Below are 20282 nucleotides of genomic sequence, written 5' to 3'. Positions count from 1 at the left end.
GCCACCAATGTAAACTATACGGTGTAGTTTACGGACGATTTAGGAAAAGTAAACTACTTAGTGTAAAGTTGCCCCGTTCCCCCAGACCTGCCCGGATAACGGAAGCCATATGAGCGAGACAAACCCGACCCGAAGTGAACTGAAGCGCCAAGCCATTCTGCAGGCCGCCCGGGATGCGTTTCAGGAGCATGGCGTACACAACACCAGCATGGACGAACTGGCTGCCCTGGCTCAGGTGTCCAAGCGCACGGTGTACAACCACTTTGCCAGCAAGGAAGTGCTGATCATGACGCTGATGGCGGAGCTATGGCAGCAAGCCACGGTGCATGAAGGGCGTGACTATGATCCGGATGCCGATTTGCATAGCCAGCTCTGTGCCCTGATCGAATTGGAAATCGAGGTGATCTGTAGCCAGCAATACATCGACCTGAACCGGGTCGCCTTCGATCATTTTTTCCACCGCCCGGACGCCTTGCGCGAGCAAGTAGAAAAACTGGCAGCCCATGAACCGGCGATCACCCGGTGGATCAAGGCGGCGGTCGCCGATGACCGTCTGCAGCAGCTGGATCACGAGGTCGCCAGCCAGCAGGTTCATAGCTTGATTAAAGGCGGTTGCTTCTGGCCGCAGCTAATGCAGATTACGCCGCTGCTGACGGTGCAGGAACGTCGTGAGCTTGCATCGCAAACCACCGCTTTGTTTTTGAGTCATTACCAAAAGTGAAGCGGTGTGACGGGTGTCGATGCAATGAGATCAGACGGTTTTTTCTTAGTAATGACGTGATTTTTTTCTGTAGGCAAGAAGCAGGCACAGTGCTTCGGGGGCACGCCTCTCAATTCCCATCGTATCGGCTTGGGATCAAGTCTCCCATTTCCCAAAGGACGTTAAGGTTAGTTTTTCCTTTGTCGATACGCTAAACATACCGAACCGCACCGCCATCCACGCGAATATTCTGCCCGTTAATAAACCCGGCCCTCGGACTGGCCAGGAACACCACCAGGTCCGTCACTTCCTGGCGGGTGGCCAGGCGGCCGCAGGGGTTGGGGAAGTCATGCTCTACAATCTTTTCCTGCAAGGATTCCCAATCCGTGGGCCAGCCTTTTTTCTGTGCCCTTGCCTGGTAGGCGCGTTCCACTTCTGGCGTGTGAATCAGGCCGGGGGAGACGGTATTAACGGTGATGCCGGTATGGCTGAGTTCTTTGGCCAGGCTCACTGAGGCATTGGAGAGTGCGGCCTTGGCGCCGTAGTAGTGCGGCATGATGGAATTCGGCTGATGGTCGCCGATGGTGCTGAGGTTGATGATGCGTCCCCACTGCGTTTCCCTCATGTGCGGCGTGCAGTGCTGAATCAGGCGCACGGCGCTGAGCACATTCACATTGATGGCTTCCAGCCACTGTTCGGTGGTGAGGGAATCCCATTTTCCCATTAGCGCAGTACCGTAATTATTCACCAGGATGTCGGCCTGCAAGCCCTGTTGCGCCAGTTGATCCATCACCTGCTGGGTGCCGTCAGCGGTGAGCAAGTCGCCCACCACCGGGACGATATTGAGCGCCGGATTCGTGATGGCTGCCATGGCCTCATCGGCTTGCGGTTGCGTAAACGCATGAAGCGCCACCGTGGCGCCTTCTTCTGCCAACGTGCTGGCAATGACATGGCCGGTGCCACGGTGAGCCCCGCTTACCAGTGCGGTTTTATGCGTGAGTGCTAAATCCATGGTTGGCGCTCTTGAGATCGTGTTTCGGGAAAAAGGAAAAGTGGGCCCTGTAATAAACCACGGGCTTGCCCTACGGCAGCTTGTCCACGATGTTTGCGGACATGCGCTTGAACGTTGCCCTGCCGGACATGCCGCCGACAGACCACCGTCCAAACAGTGTTTGGCCATTGTCGATGGCCTCCAGTTTGTAGCGGACCCGTTTGGCGTCGTCTTTGAGCATCACGGGGTTGGTGCTCTCAACATCGGAAAAGTACGCCTTGTCGAACACCACCGCCGTGCCGTTAATAGTGCCGAAGATAATGGCGGGGCGGCCCACATCGGATGGATTCTTCGAGGTGTTGGGTTCGATCATCTGCCCAACGAATTGTTGGCCATCCGATTGAATCGCTACGGACATGGGCACGCGGTGATTATCCGTATAACTATAGTAGCCAACCCACAGTCCGGTCAGCCCGGCAGCGGTGGTATTGGAGGAAGCAAGCAGCAGCCCAAGCAGAGCAGCGATCCGTAACATGATTATCCCTTCTGGTGTGACCAGGGCCCCAGCGCTCTGGTGGTTGCCAATCTGAACGGGAAAGTTAGCACGGCACAGAGCGGAATTCCCGCGCCTTACCATGGATGCCAGTGGTGCTTGTCTGGCGCTGCCTGCATTAACCTGATGCATAAGGGGTTATGCACCCCGATCAATGCCATCGATAACCCCAACTGGCTACACTGTGGTCTTTGCCGTCGAATCTAAGACTGGAGTCCGCCGTGCCCGTCCCGTTTGCTGCCATCCTGATCGCCAACCGTGGCGAGATTGCTATTCGTATTGCCAATGCCTGTGCGGATCTGGGGATTCGCTCCGTGGGGGTGTTTGCGGAGGATGATCAGGCATCGCTGCATGTCCGTCAGGTGGATGAGGCGGTGGCGTTGCCGGGGCGTGGGGTGCCGGCGTATCTGGATGGGGCGCAGTTGATTGCCATCGCCAGGGAGCAGGGGTGTGAGGCGATTCATCCCGGTTATGGCTTTCTGGCGGAGAATGCGGAGTTTGCCGAACAGTGTGTCCGAGCCGGGCTGACGTTGATCGGGCCTGGGGCCGAGACTCTGCGGTTGTTTGGCGACAAGGCGGAGGCCCGGGCGCTGGCGGCGAAGTGTCAGGTGCCGTTGGTGCAGGGCACCGCGCAGGCGGTGACGATGGAGGAGGCGCAGGCCTTTATGGCGTCCCTCGATGGCAGTGGCGTGATGATCAAGGCCCTGAGCGGCGGCGGCGGACGCGGTATGCGAGCGGTTACTGACCCGGCAGCACTGAAAGCGGCGTTTCAGCGTTGTCAGTCGGAGGCGAAGGCGGCCTTTGGCAATGACGCGGTGTATGTGGAGCAGCTGGTGCCCGCTGCCCGGCATATCGAAGTGCAGGTGTTGGGGGATGGCAGCGGGGCGGTGAGCCATCTGTGGGAGCGTGATTGTACCCTGCAGCGCCGTCACCAGAAACTGGTGGAGTTCGCGCCTGCGCCGGGGCTGGATGCGGCCCTCCGTGATCGCATTATCGACAGTGCTCTGACCCTGGCCGCCGAGGTGAACTATCTGGGTATTGGCACCTTTGAATTTCTGGTGGAGCCGGACGCAGGCCGTCACTTCTTTATGGAAGCCAACCCTCGGGTGCAGGTGGAGCATACCGTCAGCGAGCAGGTCACCGGGGTGGATCTGGTACAGACGCAGATTCATCTGGCGGCGGGGGCCAGCCTGGTCGACCTGAAGCTGGAAACCGCCCCGGTTTGTGACGGCATGGCGGTACAGCTACGGCTGAATATGGAAACCCTCAAGGCCGATGGCAGCACCACGCCGTCCGCCGGCACCCTCACGGCCTATGAGCCGGCCAGCGGGCCGGGCATTCGCGTGGATGGTTACGGCTATGCGGGTTACGCGGTGAGCCCGGCCTACGATTCCCTGCTGGCCAAGCTGATCGTGACGGGTGCGGATTATGCCACGGTGCTGCAGCGTGCCCGCCGGGCGCTGAAGCAGACCCGTATTGCCGGCGTCTCAAGCAACCTGCCGCTGCTGCAGGCGTTGCTGGCCAGTGATGCGGTGCAGGCCAATGCGGTGACCACCCGCTATGTGGAGAGCGATCTTGCCGCGTTGTTGGCGGCCCTGCCTGATGAGATCACCCCGGATCTGCCGGTGGCGTCGTCACCGCAGGCGCAGACGGTGGCTACCCCGGCGGGTAGCGAGGCCCTGATCAGCCCGACCACCGGCGTGCTGGTATCCCTGTTGGTGAAGGAAGACGACGCGGTGCAGGTGGGCCAGGTGGTGGCGGTACTGGAAGCCATGAAAATGGAGTTCGAGGTGCGCGCTACCACGGCCGGCCGGGTTCACAGCCTGGCGGCGGGTGAAGGGGATGCCGTGAACGAAGCGGCGCCGCTGCTGTTTGTCACTCCCGGTGAGGTGGAGGGCTCGGCTGTCGCCACGGAAGAAAGTGTGGACCTGGATCATATCCGCCAGGATCTGGCGGATGTGTTGGATCGCCATCACGGGATCAGCGATGAAGGGCGCCCACACGCGGTGGAGAAACGTCACCGCAAGGGCAAGCGCACCGCCCGGGAAAACCTGGGCGATCTGCTGGATACGGGCAGTTTTCAGGAATACGGCGCCATGGCGCTGGCCGCCCAGCGTCGTCGCCGCAGTGCCGAAGAGTTGCAGACCCTGAGCCCGGCGGATGGACTGATCGGCGGTACCGGCACGGTCAACGCCGATCAATTTGGTGAACAGGCCGCCCGCGTTATGGCCATGAGCTACGACTACACCGTGTTCGCCGGCACCCAAGGCATGATGAACCACAAGAAGACCGACCGCCTGCTGCAACTGGCCGGGCAATGGAAGATGCCGCTGGTGCTGTTTGCGGAAGGGGGCGGCGGCCGCCCCGGGGACACGGATTTTGTCGGCGTGGCCGGGCTGGATTGCCACACCTTCGCGGCGATGGCGAAACTGTCCGGTGAGGTGCCACTGGTGGGCATCGGTTCTGGCCGCTGCTTTGCCGGCAACGCGGCGTTGCTGGGTTGCTGTGATGTGATCATTGCCACTGAAGATGCCTCCATCGGCATGGCCGGGCCGGCCATGATCGAAGGCGGTGGCCTGGGCCGTTTTACCCCGGAGCAAGTCGGGCCGGTGAGCGTGCAGGCCCCTAACGGGGTAGTGGATGTGCGGGTAAAAGATGAAGCCGAGGCCGTGGCGGTGGCCAAACAGTACCTGTCTTATTTTCAGGGTACGCAGATGGACTGGCAGGCGGCGGATCAGCGTGAACTGCGCCACCGTATCCCGGAAAAACGCACCCGCGTTTACGACATTCGCGCTGTCATCGAGACCCTGTCGGACAGCGGTTCGGTGCTGGAACTGCGCAAGGCGTTTTCCCCGGGCATGATTACCGCGCTGGTACGCATCGAAGGCAAACCCTTCGGTTTGATCGCCAACGATCCGCAGTACCTCGGTGGCGCCATCGATGCCGTGGGTGGCGACAAGGCGGCGCGGTTTATGCAGCTGTGCGAAGCCTTTGGGCTGCCCATGGTATCCCTGTGCGACACCCCCGGTTTCATGGTCGGCCCGGAAGCGGAAAAACAGGCCACCGTGCGGCATGTGTCGCGCATGTTTGTCACCGCCGCCAGCCTGGCGGTGCCGTTCTTCACCGTGGTATTGCGCAAGGGCTACGGCCTGGGTGCTCAGGCCATGGCCGCCGGCAGTTTCCACTCACCGCTGTTTACCGCCGCCTGGCCCAGTGCCGAGTTTGGCGCCATGGGGCTGGAAGGGGCGGTGCGACTGGGCTTCGCCAAAGAACTGGCGGCTCAGCCGACACCGGAACAACAGCAGCGCCTGTTCGACAAGCTGGTGGCCAAGGCCTACCAGCAGGGCAAGGCGATGAACATGGCCAGCTTCCTGGAAATCGATGCGGTGATTGATCCCATGGAAAGCCGCCAGTGGATTCTGCGCGGGCTGAATGCCTCCGGGTTCAAGACCGGTCGACACGGCGGTCGGCCGTTTGTGGATACGTTCTGAAAAGGCCAGCAACGCGCCTCGAGCTACGAACACCCAGGCACGAAGCCGCTGTAGGAGTTCCCTTCCAGGGGACGAACCGAGCGCAGCGAGGCGACAGAGAGTCGAACGGCAGCCATCTTTTTTGAAACCTGCCGGGCTCTGCCCTCCCTGATCGCCCCGCGGTTCGCGCCTCAGTGCTTTCGCGTGCAGGCACGCTCCCACAGAAAGCCTTCCTTTCTTGCGGACGCCTTGTGATTGAGATGTGGGAGCTTGCCTGCAAGCGAAATCCATAGCGCCTATGGTGGATTGGCGCCGATCTATCGCCGTTCGTCCCCTGGAAGGGAACTCCTACAGGGAGAGAGGCGCTGCTACCGACTTGCTGACGAAATCTCTACACTGGGCCGATCATTGACTGATCGGGGCCTTCCATGACAGAACCCATGACGCCAGCGGCGCCTTCTCCGCGGGCCTGGCCACTGATTCCGCTGCTGTTTTTTCTGGTGGTGTTTCTCGGTAGCGGGCTTTATTACACCTCCGCCGGCACCGACTTCGCGTTCTACCAGATCAAGGCACCGGTGGTGGCCATGGCGGCCATCGTGTTGTCCATGCTGATGGCCCGGGTGGCCGGAAAAAGGGTGAACACCAGCGTGGACCGGTTGCTGGCGGGGATCGGTCATCCCAACCTGTTGCTGATGTGCCTGGTGTTCCTGCTTGCCGGGGCATTTGCCAGCGTCAGTGACAGCATTGGCAGTGTAGACGCCACCGTACAGCTGGGGCTGACCATCATTCCTGCCGAGTGGGTGTTGCCTGCCCTGTTTCTGATTTCTGCCTTTATCGCCACCGCCATGGGTACCTCCATGGGCACCATTGCGGCCACGGCCCCCATTGCCGTCGGTTTCGCCGGGGCCACGGAGCTGTCCGTCCCGCTGGCCCTGGGCGCGGTGGTGGGCGGTGCCATGTTTGGCGACAACCTGTCGATGATTTCCGATACCACCATTGCATCGACTCGCAGTCAGGGCGTGTCGTTGAAGGACAAGTTCCGGGTGAATATCTGGATTGCCGTGCCGGCGGCGGCGCTGACGGTGCTGTTGCTGATCGTGTTGGGCGGTGGGGAGCACCAGGTGGAAGCTGAGCCCTTCCGGTTTGCGCTGGTGGTGCCCTACCTGCTGGTATTCGGGTTGGCGCTTTGTGGCCTGAATGTGCTGGCGGTACTGATCGTGGGCATCGTCACGGCGGGCATTACCGGCATGGTGATGATGCCGGACTACACACTTGCCAGTATGAACGGGGCCATCTACACGGGCTTCGAAGGCATGTTCGAGATCATGCTGCTGTCCATGTTGATTGGTGGGTTATCGCAATTGATGACCGACCAGGGCGGCACCCGCTGGGTGATTGAACGCATCCACGGCCTGACCCGCTGGCTCAAGCTTCCCCTGCAGCGGGCCGGTGAAGTGGGCATTGCCCTGCTGGTGGTATTCGCCAATGTGTTCGTGGCCAACAATACCGTGGCCATCGTGCTCACCGGTGAAATGGCCCGGGACATCGCCAACGACCACGGCGTGGACCTGCGTCGCTCCGCCAGCCTGCTGGATATCTTTTCCTGTGTGGTGCAGGGCCTGATTCCCTACGGTGCCCAGGTGCTGCTGGCCTGCTCCATCGCCAAGCTGTCCCCCCTGGCGCTGATCGGTTCCATTCATTATTGCTGGGCACTGGCCATTGCCGGTATCGCGGCGATCGCCATTAACCGGCCGCGCTTGCCGCTGCCAAATAGAGAGGGTGCCGAGGCGTGATAGTCTTGGCGAGTTAATTGTTGAGGCACAACTCCATTTACAAGGATAGATAACGTGGCTGGAACCAGTTTATTAATGTTGCTCGATGACATCGCAGCGGTGCTTGACGATGTATCGGTAATGACCAAGGTGGCGGCAAAAAAGACCGCCGGGGTATTGGGGGATGATCTGGCGTTGAATGCGGAGCAGACCTCCGGCGTTCGTGCGGAACGTGAGCTGCCGGTGGTCTGGGCGGTAGCCAAAGGCTCCATGCGCAACAAGTTTATTCTGGTGCCTTCGGCGCTGTTGATCAGCGCTTTTTTGCCCTGGTTGATTACACCGCTGCTGATGCTCGGCGGGGCCTACTTGTGCTACGAAGGGGTGGAAAAACTGGCACACACTTTTTTCCATGGCAAAGAAGATGACCGGAAGCATGAGGAAAAACTCAAGGCCATGGCGGATCCAAATGTGGACCTGGTCGCTTTTGAAAAGAACAAGATTAAAGGCGCAGTGCGCACGGACTTTATTCTTTCTGCAGAAATCATCGTGATCGCCCTGGGCACAGTGCAAGCTGCACCTTTCGTGCAGCAAGTGATGGTGGTCAGTATTATTGCCATCGGCATGACGATTGGCGTCTACGGCCTGGTGGCCGGTATCGTGAAAATGGATGATGCGGGTTTGCACCTGATCGAAACGGCCAGGGAGAAAGGCGGAAAAGTTCGCGAAGCGCTGGGGAAAATGCTGGTGGGCTTTTCGCCACGGCTAATGAAGTTTCTTTCTGTCGCCGGTACGGCGGCCATGTTCCTGGTAGGGGGCGGCATTTTGCTTCACGGCTTGCCGGGTAGCCACGATGCCCTGCATCATCTGGACGACGCCATGGCGTCATTGCCGTTGTCGGGAATCCTCAGTGTCGTGGCGCCCATGCTGGCGAATCTGGTATTGGGTGTTATTGCCGGAAGTGTCTTGTTGCTGTTGGTCACCGGTGCAGGAAAATTGAAAAAACAGTAAGAGAAAAACGAAAAATTAACACACAAAAAAGCGCGAACAGGAAAACTATCCGCGCTTTTTTTTGCAAAATCATTATTCAAATAAAGAGAGGTATTTCTCGTAGCCCTGTTCTGCCATTTGATCGACGGGAACAAACCGTAGCGCGGCGGAGTTCATGCACCAGCGCTTCCCGGTGGGCGCGGGGCCGTCTGCGAAAACGTGGCCAAGGTGAGAGTCCGCATAGCGGCTGCGCACTTCCGTTCGGGTGGTGAACAGGGTGTTGTCCTCGTGGACAGTGATAAAGGATTTATCAATGGGCTGGGTAAAGCTGGGCCAGCCGGTGCCGGACTTGTATTTGTCCTTCGATGAAAACAACGGCTCGCCACTGATCACATCCACATAAATACCGGCGGCCTTGTTATCCCAGTAACGGTTCTGGAAGGCGCGCTCGGTGGCGTCTTCACGGGTGACCTTGTAGACCAGTTCCGGCAGGGATTTTTTCAGTTCGTCGTCGCTGGGGCGCGCAAAATTATCCGGCCCTTGCCATGACTGGGTGACATTCTTTTCAAGCCAGGGTCGGTGGCTCGGGTCGTCCCAGTGCTCTTCCAGGAACTGGTCCCGGCCGGAGCGATAGCGGTAGTACTTGTACTTGATGGAGTGCGTCTTGTAGTAGTTCTGGTGGTAGTCTTCGGCCGGATAGAAGGTATCCAGTTTGGTGACATTGGTAACGATGGGCTTGTCGAAACGCCCGCTTTTTTCCAGAGAGGCCCGTGACGCGTCGGCGATTTTTTTCTCGTCAGCCGTCTGATAAAAAATTTCGCTACGGTACTGTTTGCCACGGTCCACAAATTGCCCGTTGGCATCGGTGGGGTCGATATGACGCCATAACCAGGTCACCAGATTGGCATAGCTGACTATCTCGGGGTCGTAGATCACCTTGACCGCTTCGGTGTGCCCGGTGTTTCCGGATGCCACCTGCTCATAACTGGGGTTCACCTCGTCACCGCCGGCATAGCCACTAATGGCTTCGCTCACGCCGTCCAGTTGCTCAAAATCGGACTCGGTACACCAGAAACAGCCACCGGCAAAATAGGCTTCCGCAGCCAGGCTCGGTGCGCTGATCACCAGCAATCCCATTAATGTGATAATTCGCATAATTTTTTACCTCCTGCCTGTTGGATGCAGCCGATCGCGATTTGTTGCAAACCGTTATGGCTTACATCACCGGTATGCGCAAACGGACAGGGCGCGCGGCCGGAATCTGTCATGGTGCCAGCCTGACATAAACCGGGGAGGATGCCGTGAAGAGCAGGCAAGGACTGGCCATTATTGGCCTGTGGATAATGGCCGGCTGGTGTCTGGCCCAGGGCCCGGCACTGCAGCTGGCGCAGAGTTATAAGAAAGGGATGGCGCTGCAGGGGTATTGGGTCAGCGAAAAGCTGGATGGGGTGCGGGCCTACTGGAATGGGGAGCAGTTGATCAGCAAAGGCGGGCACGTGATCAAGGCGCCGGCCTGGTTTGTGCGCGGTTACCCGGATACGCCCATGGACGGAGAGCTGTGGATGGGGCATGGGCGTTTTGCGGAGGTGTCTGCTGCGGTACGCCGGTTGCAGCCCGATGCAAAGGAGTGGCGGCAGATTCGATACAAGGTGTTTGATCTGCCCGCCAGTGGCGCGCCCTTCTCGCAGCGTATTCAACAAATGAAGGCGCTGGCGTCAGCCAGTAATGCCTATACGTTTTCCGTGATAGAGCAGCAGCCCGCGTCCAGCCACGCGGCACTGTTGCAGCGGCTGGACAAGGTCATGGCGGCGGGGGGTGAAGGCCTGATGCTGCATCACGGGGACAGCCTGTACCAGGCGGGCCGCAGTGATGCGATTCTGAAAGTGAAGACGTACCAGGATGCGGAAGCCGTGGTGGTTGGCCACACGGAAGGGAAAGGCAAGTACCGGGGCATGCTGGGGGCGTTGGTGGTGCAGCGGGACGATGGCCGGCAATTCCGGTTGGGCACCGGCTTTACCGATAAACAGCGCAAAACGCCGCCGCCATTGGGCGCCACCGTGACCTATAAGTATTTCGGCAAAACCGCCACGGGGCTGCCACGCTTTGCCAGTTTTCTGCGGATCAGAAACGACGAACCCCTGGCAGAGCCGTAACGGCAGTTTTGTGGTTTCGGGTGCAGCGATGTCACCCGGCCTACCCTGTGATGGCAGGCCGGGATGGATGCCTCAGGGCTGCAGGTTCAGCTCGTAGATGGCTTCGTTGCCGCTGTCATCCAGCAGGGAGGCCATAAAGCTGCCACCGGCTCCGGCCACTGCGTCGGCCACGAAGTTTTTGGCGCGGTCGGTGTTGGGTGCCCGGAAGACGATTTGCAGATCACTGCTGTAACCCAGGATCGGGGCAAACGACCAGTTGTTGTCGGCGGTGGGCGTTACCGGGCTGTTGGCCTGGATGTAGTTGCCGACTACCTGGCGGTTTTCGTCCGGAGATTCGATCACCACATGGTCGCCACCGGTGCCGGCGAAGTGGCCGCCGGTGGCGCGGTAGTTGTTGCTGGCGATGAGGAACTCTTGGGCCGGATCGATGGCGGCGCCGTCGAACTGCAGGTCAACGATACGGGTGCCGTCACTTATCTTGGCGCAGTCACGATCGTAGCGGGCCGGTTCGGTTACATCGATCTGGTAGGTGACGCCGTCGATAACATCGAAGTTGTAGGTGGGGAAGCCACTGAAATCCACCAGCTCCTGCCGGTCGGTGGTATCCGTGATCTGGAAAAATTGCGAGGCGGAACATTCCAGCCACTGTTCCAGTTCGGCACCGGTGACTTTTACCGCCATCAGGGTGTTGGGGTAGAGGTACAGGTCGGCAATGTTCTTCACTTGCAGCTCGCCGGCCGGTACCACGGTGAAGCTGCTTTCCTCGGCGCAGACCCCGTCACGGTCACAGGCCTTGAACGGGGCCGCGGCGGACAATACCGGCAGACCATCCAGCTCGGTACCGACAATAGCGTCTTCTACATAGGCTTTCTGGGCATCGCTGACGATCTGGATGGAAGGATCATCCTTCACCACCGCCAGGAAGCTGAAGATGTCATCGGTGGATTCGCCGATCACCTGGCCCATGTATTCCAGGGTGGCGTCGTGGTCGGGCTTCACCAGGGCGGTGAGGGCGGCATCGGCCTCCCCGTCCGGGTCCAGGGCGCGGGCTTCCACCTTGCTGTCCACCACGGTCCAGCTTTCACCGTCCTCATTGAGTGCCAGGCTCAGATCGATGATGCCCAGGTGGCTGCCCCAGTAGCCGGGCATTACCGAGGGCACGCCCTTGATGGTGCCTTTTTCCAGATCCACGTTAACAGTGTTGGCAAAGCTGTCCGAGGGGAAGGTCAGGTGGCTGTGGCCGAACATGATGGCGTCGATGCCCTCCACGTCCGCCAGGTACCAGCTGCTGTTTTCTGCCTTGGCCTCTTCCGAGTAGGCGGTGGTGTTGATGCCGGAATGGGGAATGGCGACGATGATGTCCGCCCCTTCCGCCTTCATCTGTGGCACCAGTAACTCCGCGGTGGCCTTGATGTCTTTGGCGGTGACCTTGCCCTCCAGGTTCTTCTTGTCCCACTGCATGATTTGCGGTGGCAGGAAGCCGATAAAGCCCAGGGTCAGTTCGTGGGGGTTGCCGTTCCGGTCGTAGACCGTCTTGGTGATTAGCTTGTACTGGTCGAAGTGGGGGGTGTTGCCGTCGGCGCTGAATACGTTGGCGCTGATGTAGGGGAAGGCGGCGTCGTCCACGCTTTCGGCGAGGAAATCCAGGCCATAGTTGAATTCGTGATTGCCGTAGTTGCCCACGTCGTAGGCCATTTCATTCATGACCTTGTAGACCGGGTGCACTTCGCCGCTGGTGAGCCCTTGCGCCTGGCGCCAGTCGCCCATGGGGCTGCCCTGGATCAGGTCGCCGTTGTCCACCAAAGCGGAATTTTCTGGGTGGGCAATTTCCTCACGGGCCTGCTTGACCAGCATGGCGGTACGTACCAGACCGTGGCCGTTATCTACGCTGTCGCTGTAGTAGTTGTAGTCCATCACGTTGGCGTGGATATCGGTGGTTTCCATCAGGCGCAGATCCACCCGTGGGGTGGTGTCCTGTTGGGCGGGGGTGTTGTCATCATCGCCGCCGCAGCCGCTGAGCATGGCGCCGCCGGCCAGGGACAGGGCCAGCAGGGATCGCAGTGAAGCCTTCATGGTGTTTCCTGTGTTTGGGTTCAAGGAAGGGCGGCGCGAACGCCGCCGGAGAATTTTTTAAAACGAATCAGGGGCAGTTGCTGATCACGGTGAGAGCGCTCACCGATTCAAGGCTGGGGTGGTTCATGTACAGGTCACGCACGCCGTCCACTTCCAGGGTCTGGCCGACCATGGCCGGGTTGTTGGCGGGGCTGTACTCGGCGCGTTGGTCGGACTCCAGCTTCACGTAGACGCTGGTGCTGCTGTTCAGGTCGCCCAGCTCCAGGGCGTAGGGGTCGTTGACGCCGCCGATCACTTCGCCCACCACGGTGAGCGGGGTGCCCTGGCTGCTGGCGTAGGCATCGCTCACCGACACCGCGCCGCTGCTGCCACAGCTGCCGCCTCCACTGCTACCGTCCACCAGCTGCATGTCGGTGACGTATTCGATGCTGGGTTCGCCCATGTAGACATCGCGCTCGCCGCTCACCTGCAGGGTTGCGCCGATCACTGCCGGGTTGTTCTGCGGGCTGAAGTCGTTGCGGTACTGGCTATCCAGTTTCACGTAAAGGGTGGCGCTGCCGGCACTGTCCTCAATTTCCAGGGCGTACTCGCCGTTGATGGCCTGGGTGATCACGCCTTCCACCGTCACCGTTGTACCCGTGGGTTCGGCCAGTGCCTCGCTCACGGACAAGGTGTCTCCGGTGCCGCCGCCAGTGCTGCCACCGGGGCCGTCCGGAGCCCCATAGGCGCCGTAGTCAAAGGTGCTGGCATCCCAGGGGTTATAGCCGCCGGAGGGGGTGTTCCAGGGCTGGCCGTTGTCCGGGTCGTCCAGCTCTTCGCTGGCCATGGGGGTTGGCGTGGCGGTGCCAGCCGGGTGGGCGCTGCTGTTGAACTGGGTGTAGCTTTCCGGGGTGGCCAGCCAGTCGATCAGGTTAATGCTGAGCTGGGCGGCGTTGCCGGCATCGGTCCAGCCCGGGTAGGTGCTCTTGGTGTTGCCGTTGTCCTGGCGCTTGTACTTGGGGGAGGCATCTTCGATGGGGCTGGAGTCACCGATAAAGGCGGCCTTGCCGGGGCCGGACTTGGCGATGGCCACATAGGGGCCTTCGGCGGTGCCGCCGAAATAGAGCCCGGAATCCACCGCGTGGGTCCAGCGGCTGGGGCTGTCGCTGGTGGAGAAATACACCAGGCCCTTGGCCTTGTTCGGGTCGGTGATCGCCAGGGTGGCGCCACCGGCCATCAGTACCGGGCCCACGCCGGTGGTCAGTCCCTCTACCTGGCTGGCCGGTTCAATGCCGCTGGCGCCGCTGTGCCAGTCGATGGCATTGAAGCGAAAGCGAATGCCGAATTCCTGCGCCAGCCAGCCGCTGGCGGTGCCGGGATTGCGCAGGTCACCGTAGCTGCCGCCCACATTAAACTGGGACAGGGTGGAGCGGTTATAGCCGTTGAACACTTCGGTGCTGTCCCAGGTGTTCAGGTTGCGGTCCGCGTTGTAGTGGTCAGCCACAAAGAAGATGCCCTTGCCGGCGGCCACAAAATCTTCCAGTGCCTGTAATTCTGATTGGGTAAAAGGGCGGTTGCTTTCGGCCAGCACCAGCACATCCGCATGGCTGATGGCGCTGTAGGTGATGACCGCTTCATTGGCGTTGCTGTTGGCGGTGGTCGGGTTGGTGTAGTCATCCACAAACTGGATAACGCCGTCGCTGTTTTTATCCACCCCGCGGTATTCCTGCACGGTGTAACCGGCGCTGACCAGATCATCGGCGAAGTCGGAAAAAGCGCCGTCGATCACCCAGTCCGCATTGCCTTCCGTGCCGCCGTGGGAGACATCGAAGAGCACGACCTTGCCGTTATCGTTAGCGCCGGGGGATTTAATCGGCGCCGGGTAGTTCCAGTCGTAGGGGGCAGCGTTGACGCTGGCGCAAAGGGCAGTGAGCAGAGCGGTGACGGCCGGTGTTGTGAGAACGTGCCTGTTCATGTGCGGTCATCCTTGAATGAAAGAGGGAGACCAAAAGGCTGACGCCGTGACAAGAAAATGCGGTAAAAAGATCGTGATAGTTTGATGAATTCCGCTGAATGTATGGCAGGGTTGGCATTCAGGTCAGGTTTTATATTCCTGTCATCAGGGCATCATGACAGGGAGCAGAGAGGACGAGGTATGCGCATCGATTGGCAAATTGACGGGCGACCATCATGGCCAGCGCCGAGACAAAACGGTGAGCGCCAATGAGCCAGACACCATCCGGTTCGACGCCCACGCCGGTGTCATATTTTTCACTGGTGGCCGACAGCGATCAGGCGTTTACCCTGCGTGTCACCCTGGCGCGGCTGGCGCAGCGCACGCTGGATGTGCAGTACTACATCTGGGATGACGACACCACCGGCAAGCTGCTGATCTATCGTCTGCTGGAAGCGGCGCGGCGGGGTGTGAAGGTGCGCATGTTGCTGGATCATGCCAATCAGTTGGGCCGGGATGTGAAGTGGGCGGCGCTGGATGCGCACCCCAATATCGAGGTGCGGTTGTTCAACCCGTTCAAGGGTCGCTATAAATATTTTCTGCAGTGGCTCTACCATGCGCCGCTGCTTAATCACCGCATGCACAACAAGGCCTGGATCATGGACGGGGAGCGGGCGCTGGTGGGCGGGCGCAACATTGCCGACCACTATTTTGGCGTCAATGCGTCCACCAATTTCCGTGATCTGGATCTGTATGCCCAGGGTGCCATCGTGGCAGATACCCGCACGGCGTTTGATGCGTTCTGGGAGAGCCCGCTGGCGGTGCCCATGAAAAGTTACCGGCGCCGAACCGAGGCCACGGCGGAACGGGTCTGGCGTTGGTTGGGACGCTGGCGCACCTCCCTGAAAGGTTATCCTTACCTGTTTCCCCAACACGAAGCGTTTTTTACCGAGTACCTGAGCAAGCAGGAGCAACAATGTGTGCAGGCGCCGGCGGCGTTGTTGTTCGACAGCCCGGACAAGGCCAGCGGTGCCAAGCAGACATTGATGGGTGAGCAGCTGGCCCGGTTACTGGGCAGGAAAGACCATCGCGAATTGCTGATGGAAGCCAGTTACTTTATTCCGGGTGACGCCTTTGTGGAGGCGCTGGCGGGCTTTCGGCAGCGAGGTGGCCGTGCGGCCGTGTTGACCAATAGCCTGGCGACCAATGATGTGATCGCCGCCCACGGTGCCTATTCCCGTTATCGGCCGGGGTTGCTGGCGGCGGGGGTGGAATTGCATGAATTGCAGCCCAATGCCCGGGCGCTGCGTCGCCAGGTGCGATTGTTCAAAGGCCGGTCCCAGGCGAGCCTGCATACCAAGGCCATGGTGCTGGATCGTCGCGAAGTGTTTGTCGGTTCGTTCAATATCGACCCGCGCTCGGTGCACCTGAATACCGAGATGGGTTACTACGTGGCGTCTGCCGAACTGGGGCAACAGGTGGCGGCGTTTATCGAAGAAGGGTTGGCGCCGGAAAACAGTTTTCGGCTGTCCCGGGAAGACGGCAAGCTGGCTTGGGCGGCAGACGGTGAGGAGGGGGTGCCGGAGGTGTTATATCGTGAGCCGCGGGTCAGCGTGGTGCGCTGGTTGGCGGCGTGGTTGTTGGCGCGGTTGCCGATTGAGCGGTTTTTATAAACTAGTGACTGCCCCGACCCGTTGGCCGGGGCAGTGAGGCTTAGCCCCGCGCGGATTGAGGCTGTTCCTGCCAGTAGGGGGCACGCAGTTCCCGTTTGAGAATCTTGCCGATGGTGCTGCGCGGCAGGCTGTCCCGTTGTTCCAGTGCGGACAGCCGCTGGGCTTTGCCCAGTTGCTGGTTGGCCCAGTCACAAAGGGTGGTCAGGTCGGTATCGCAACCCTCGCGCAGCACCACCAGCCCCAGCGGGGTTTCGCCCCACTGGCGGCTGGGAATGGCGATCACTGCCGCATCGGTGATGTCGTCGTGGCTGAGCAGGGTTTTTTCCAGGTCTTCGGCGTAGATATTGAAGCCCCCGGAAATGATCATGTCCTTGCGGCGATCCAGCACTGAAAGGAAGCCGTCACTGTCGAGCCGGCCCATGTCCCCGGTGCGATAGAACACGGCACCGTCGGCACGGGTCCAGAGCAGCTCCTCGGTCTTGTCCTCGCGCTTGTAGTAGCCGCGCATCATGGCGCTGCTGCGGCCCACGATTTCGCCAATTTCCCCGGCAGGCAGTTCCTCCAGATCCTCGTTGATGATGTGCACTTCGCAGCCTTCGCCCGGTTGCCCCACGGTGGCCCATTTATCCGGGTGCTCGGCACAGTTAAGTACTGTGGACAGCCCTCCTTCGGTGAGTCCGTAGAACTCAACCAGATTACCCGGCCAGCGTGCCATGGCATCGGCAATCAACGGTGCACGAAGGGGCGCACTGGTGGAGAATTTCACCTTGAAGCTGCTCAGATCAAAGCGATCAAACGCCGGGTCATCCAGTAGCCGTTGATACTGCACGGGCACCAGCATGGTATGGGTGACGCGGTGTTGCTCGGCCAGTTCCAGGTAACGCTGGCTGTGGAATTTCGCCATGGTGATCAGGGTGCCGCCGGCAAACAGGGTAGGCAGCACACACACCAGGGTGGTGTTGGAATAGAGCGGCGTGGAGACCAGGGCGACGGCGCTCTGGTCGTAGCCCAGGTCGGTGACTCGCTCCAGCTGACGGGCGCGCATGCGGTGATCGTGGAGAATGCCTTTGGGGACGCCGGTGGTGCCGGAGCTGTAGATGATGTTGAACGGGTCATCTGGCTGCGGGATGTGATGCGGCGCGCTGGTGTCGGCGTCGGCGATCCAGTCATCCAGGGCGCGCCACCCCGGTGCCTGGAAATCCAGGCTGAAGCGGTGTTGCGCAGGGATGTTGTCCAGATCGCCCAGCAAGGGGTCGATCAGGGTACGATGCTTGTCGGAGACAAACAGGAAGCGCGCGTCGCAATCGTTGATCATCAGTGCCAGGGTGTCGCCGGAGGCCATGCCGGAGAGCGGGACCATGCAGCCGCCGGCGGTCAGGGTGCCCAGGAACAGGGTCAGGTAGCGGGCGCTGTTTTCCGATAACCCGGTGACGGTGTCGCCAGGTTTCAGCCCGGCCTCAATGAGTTGGTTGGCCACCTGGTTAATGTTGTCGACCAGTTGGCGCCAGGTCAGCATGCCGCTTTCATCGTAGAGGGCGGGGGTGTCGCCCTGGGTATCGGCCCAGTGTTGCAGGCGCTGGGGCAGGGGCGTGAAAACCTCGTCGATTCGTTCCGGGGCGTAGCGGGGCATGGCGTCGCTGGCGGTAGTCATGGGCTCTCCATTTGTGGAATAGAATTCCGAAAATATATCGAGCATACTCTTCGGTATGTTTGCTCGCAATACAGCGATTTCACAGAATCAGGTGTGATGTATGGTCAATCCTTTTTGCTTTCGATTTCGGGTGCGCTACAACGAATGCGATGCCCAGCACGTGGTGTTTAACGCCCGTTACGGGGACTACGTGGACATCGCCATGACCGAATTCATGCGTGCCCTGGGGCGGGATTACAGCCAGTTGCTGGCGGATGGTTTGGATAATCAGGTGGTGAAATTGACGACCCAATGGCAGTCGTCGGCACGCTTTGACGACGTGCTGGATGTGTTCGTCTCACTCACTCATATGGGCAACACCTCGTTTTCACTTCAGGCAGACATCCGCCACGCGGATGATGGCCGTGCCATTGCCTATTCGGAAGCGGTGTACGTGATGATGACCACCGAGCCGTTCGAAAAAACCACGGTGCCGGACGACCTGCGCGAGCTGCTGCAGGCCGGGGCGCCGGGGGTGGTGATTGATCAGAGTGGTCGGGGTTGAGAGCAGGCTGAAAGGGGAATGAAGGGGCCGCCGAGCCTGACTTGGTGGATGGCCGTTTTCAGGCAATGACGCTGAAGATGGCGCTGGCCCTGGCAATGCGTCTGCTTCCAATATGGAAATAGCAGTTGGCAAAGGCGGTGCTGCGACCGACCTTCTGCACGTCGGTATGCACCTCAATCCAGTCCCCCTGTTCGGCTTTGCCCACATAATCCATGGTTTGACTGGTCGTCACCATGGGCGTGGGAGGTTCGGTGGAAAACGCGGAGCTGTATCCCATGGCAATATCGGCCAGGGTCCCCAGAACGCCACCATGAACAATGCCCCTGGCGTTGCAGTGTTTTTTCTCTGCAAGCATGCCGATGATCAGCCCGTTTGCGGCTCGCTTTTCGTGGATCGGGCCGAGCAAATCCGTGAACGGGCTGGTTCGTGAGAGGGGCCCAAAATCTTCAGGTATTGCGCTCATACTAGAATCCTTTCTGGTTAATGGCGTAGGCAGGTTGTGTGGTGGCGGGGTCAAGCGGCGGAAATGGCTTTGCGGCCATTTCCGCCCCGCGTTGCGCGGTTATTGACCGGCCACGTCCAGTACGACTTTGCCTTTGGCGGTGCGCGAGGTCAGCGCGGCCAGCGCCTGTTCGTACTCCTCGAATTTGAACACCTGACTGATGCGCGGCTTAAGCTTGCCCTGACCGAACAGCTGGAACAGTTCCATGATGTTCTGCATGTTCACTTTCGGTTCTTGCTGGGTGAACGCGCCCCAGAATACCCCGACGATGGAGCAGCCTTTCAGCAGCGCCAGGTTGGCGGGAATCTTGGGGATGTCACCGGCGGCAAAACCCACCACTAGCAGGCGACCGTTCCAGGCCATGTTGCGCAGGGCCGCTTCGGTGAACTTGTCGCCCACGGGATCGTAGATCACGTCCACGCCTTTCGGGTAACGCTTCTTGAGCGCCTCTTTCAGGTCTTCGTCAGCGTAGTTGATCAGGTCATCCGCGCCGGCTTCCCTGGCCACTTCCAGTTTCTCGTCACTGCTGGCACAGGCGATCACTTTGGCGCCCATGGCCTTGCCAATTTCCACCGCAGCCAGCCCTACGCCGCCACTGGCGCCGAGCACCAGCAGGGTTTCCCCTGGCTGGATGTTGGCCCGTTGTTTCAGCGCGTGGTAGCTGGTGCCGTAGACCATGGAGAAGGCGGCGGCGGTGTGGTCGTCCATGCCATCGGGCACCGGAATCAGCCGGTTATCTGGCACCAGGATTTCTTCGGCAAAGGCACCGTAACCGGTGAGGCCCATGATCCGCTGGCCGGGTTTGAAGTTTTTTACCCCCTCGCCCACTTCCAGCACTTCGCCGGCCATTTCGCCGCCCGGTGAAAACGGCAATTCCGGTTTGATCTGGTATTTGCCTTCGATGATCAGGGTGTCGGGGAAGTTCAGGCCGGCGGCTTTTACCCGCACCTTCACTTCGCCTTTGCCCGGCGCAGGGGATGCGATGTCTTCAATGACCAGCGTGTTGGCTGGACCCAGTTCCTTACACAGAATGGCGCGCATGCGTAGCTCTCCCGAAAATCAGAATTTTTATGTGTAGGAGACGCTAACGCCGATGGGCGCATTAGACAAATGCATGGGGCGCATTGAGAGGGATAAGGGAAATGAATAGTTTAAAGTTCAAAGTTGAAACGCGGGCCAGGCAGGGACGCCTTGCGATGCTGTGCCCGCGGTTAACGGTAAAGGCGCGGGCACGGCCCTTCAAAACCTTGAGCTTGCCCCGCGCTTTTTAACTTTAAACT

The 20282-nt window shown here is 60.0% G+C and carries 15 protein-coding genes; 7 read left to right on the top strand and 8 right to left on the bottom strand.

All coding sequences use genetic code 11. The annotated features are described in order from the left end of the window. The first annotated feature begins 109 nt into the window (after positions 1-109). Entirely contained in the window at positions 110-721 is a 612-nt protein-coding gene (locus ADG881_RS10290; protein ID WP_007151634.1) for a TetR/AcrR family transcriptional regulator, read from the top strand. Between the two features lie 190 nt (positions 722-911). Here ADG881_RS10290 and ADG881_RS10285 read toward each other — a convergent pair whose 3' ends face one another. Further along, positions 912-1712, bottom strand: coding sequence for an SDR family NAD(P)-dependent oxidoreductase (locus ADG881_RS10285; RefSeq protein WP_007148316.1), 801 nt, complete (start codon positions 1710-1712; stop codon positions 912-914). A gap of 70 nt (positions 1713-1782) precedes the next feature. Then, entirely contained in the window at positions 1783-2226 is a 444-nt protein-coding gene (locus ADG881_RS10280) for a hypothetical protein (protein WP_007151126.1), read from the bottom strand. A gap of 239 nt (positions 2227-2465) precedes the next feature. On the opposite strand from ADG881_RS10280, the gene ADG881_RS10275 reads away from it, so the two are divergent. The 3 genes from ADG881_RS10275 (at position 2466) to ADG881_RS10265 (ending at position 8494) form a co-directional block, all read left to right on the top strand. Continuing rightward, a complete protein-coding gene (locus ADG881_RS10275) occupies positions 2466-5735 on the top strand; it encodes a carboxyl transferase domain-containing protein (RefSeq protein ID WP_007151561.1) in 3270 nt (1089 codons plus the stop codon). A gap of 407 nt (positions 5736-6142) precedes the next feature. Continuing rightward, the gene (locus tag ADG881_RS10270) at positions 6143-7507 is read left to right on the top strand and encodes a Na+/H+ antiporter NhaC family protein (RefSeq protein ID WP_007150477.1); all 1365 of its coding nucleotides are present in this window, start codon (positions 6143-6145) and stop codon (positions 7505-7507) included. A gap of 54 nt (positions 7508-7561) precedes the next feature. Then, positions 7562-8494 carry a DUF808 domain-containing protein gene (locus ADG881_RS10265; protein WP_039926586.1) on the top strand — a complete coding sequence of 311 codons (933 nt, stop codon included), beginning with the start codon at positions 7562-7564 and terminating at the stop codon, positions 8492-8494. Positions 8495-8566: 72 nt separating this feature from the next. Here the strand turns inward: ADG881_RS10265 and msrB are convergent, their stop codons facing one another. Beyond that, positions 8567-9628 (bottom strand): peptide-methionine (R)-S-oxide reductase MsrB, encoded by a 1062-nt coding sequence (gene msrB / locus ADG881_RS10260; RefSeq protein WP_039926585.1) that lies wholly within the window; start codon positions 9626-9628, stop codon positions 8567-8569. Positions 9629-9774: 146 nt separating this feature from the next. Here msrB and ADG881_RS10255 point away from each other — a divergent pair, with 146 nt between their 5' ends. Beyond that, positions 9775-10626 carry a DNA ligase gene (locus ADG881_RS10255; RefSeq protein ID WP_007149036.1) on the top strand — a complete coding sequence of 284 codons (852 nt, stop codon included), beginning with the start codon at positions 9775-9777 and terminating at the stop codon, positions 10624-10626. 72 nt (positions 10627-10698) lie between these two features. Here the strand turns inward: ADG881_RS10255 and ADG881_RS10250 are convergent, their stop codons facing one another. Beyond that, positions 10699-12699, bottom strand: coding sequence for a bifunctional 2',3'-cyclic-nucleotide 2'-phosphodiesterase/3'-nucleotidase (locus tag ADG881_RS10250; RefSeq protein WP_007149856.1), 2001 nt, complete (start codon positions 12697-12699; stop codon positions 10699-10701). Between the two features lie 67 nt (positions 12700-12766). Next, on the bottom strand, positions 12767-14653 hold the full coding sequence (locus ADG881_RS10245) for a hypothetical protein (protein WP_007151360.1): 1887 nt from the start codon (positions 14651-14653) through the stop codon (positions 12767-12769). 248 nt (positions 14654-14901) lie between these two features. Here ADG881_RS10245 and ADG881_RS10240 point away from each other — a divergent pair, with 248 nt between their 5' ends. Further along, complete coding sequence (locus ADG881_RS10240) at positions 14902-16305, top strand: phospholipase D family protein (RefSeq protein WP_007149318.1); 1404 nt, start codon at positions 14902-14904, stop codon at positions 16303-16305. Between the two features lie 40 nt (positions 16306-16345). On the opposite strand, the gene ADG881_RS10235 is transcribed toward ADG881_RS10240, so the two are convergent. Continuing rightward, the gene (locus ADG881_RS10235; protein WP_039926582.1) at positions 16346-17956 is read right to left on the bottom strand and encodes a class I adenylate-forming enzyme family protein; all 1611 of its coding nucleotides are present in this window, start codon (positions 17954-17956) and stop codon (positions 16346-16348) included. Positions 17957-18056: 100 nt separating this feature from the next. Here ADG881_RS10235 and ADG881_RS10230 point away from each other — a divergent pair, with 100 nt between their 5' ends. Further along, complete coding sequence (locus ADG881_RS10230; protein ID WP_039926581.1) at positions 18057-18500, top strand: thioesterase family protein; 444 nt, start codon at positions 18057-18059, stop codon at positions 18498-18500. A 58-nt stretch (positions 18501-18558) separates the two neighbouring features. Here ADG881_RS10230 and ADG881_RS10225 read toward each other — a convergent pair whose 3' ends face one another. Both ADG881_RS10225 and ADG881_RS10220 read right to left on the bottom strand, forming a co-directional pair. Then, the gene (locus ADG881_RS10225; protein ID WP_039926580.1) at positions 18559-18963 is read right to left on the bottom strand and encodes a PaaI family thioesterase; all 405 of its coding nucleotides are present in this window, start codon (positions 18961-18963) and stop codon (positions 18559-18561) included. A 99-nt stretch (positions 18964-19062) separates the two neighbouring features. Continuing rightward, entirely contained in the window at positions 19063-20043 is a 981-nt protein-coding gene (locus ADG881_RS10220; protein WP_007150557.1) for an NADPH:quinone oxidoreductase family protein, read from the bottom strand. Positions 20044-20282: the final 239 nt, after the last annotated feature.

The organism is Alcanivorax sp. DG881, from assembly GCF_000155615.1.
Classification (GTDB): Bacteria; Pseudomonadota; Gammaproteobacteria; order Pseudomonadales; family Alcanivoracaceae; genus Alcanivorax.
The sequence above is the reverse complement of the archived record's forward strand: the minus strand, read 5'-3'. Positions and strand labels throughout refer to the sequence as shown.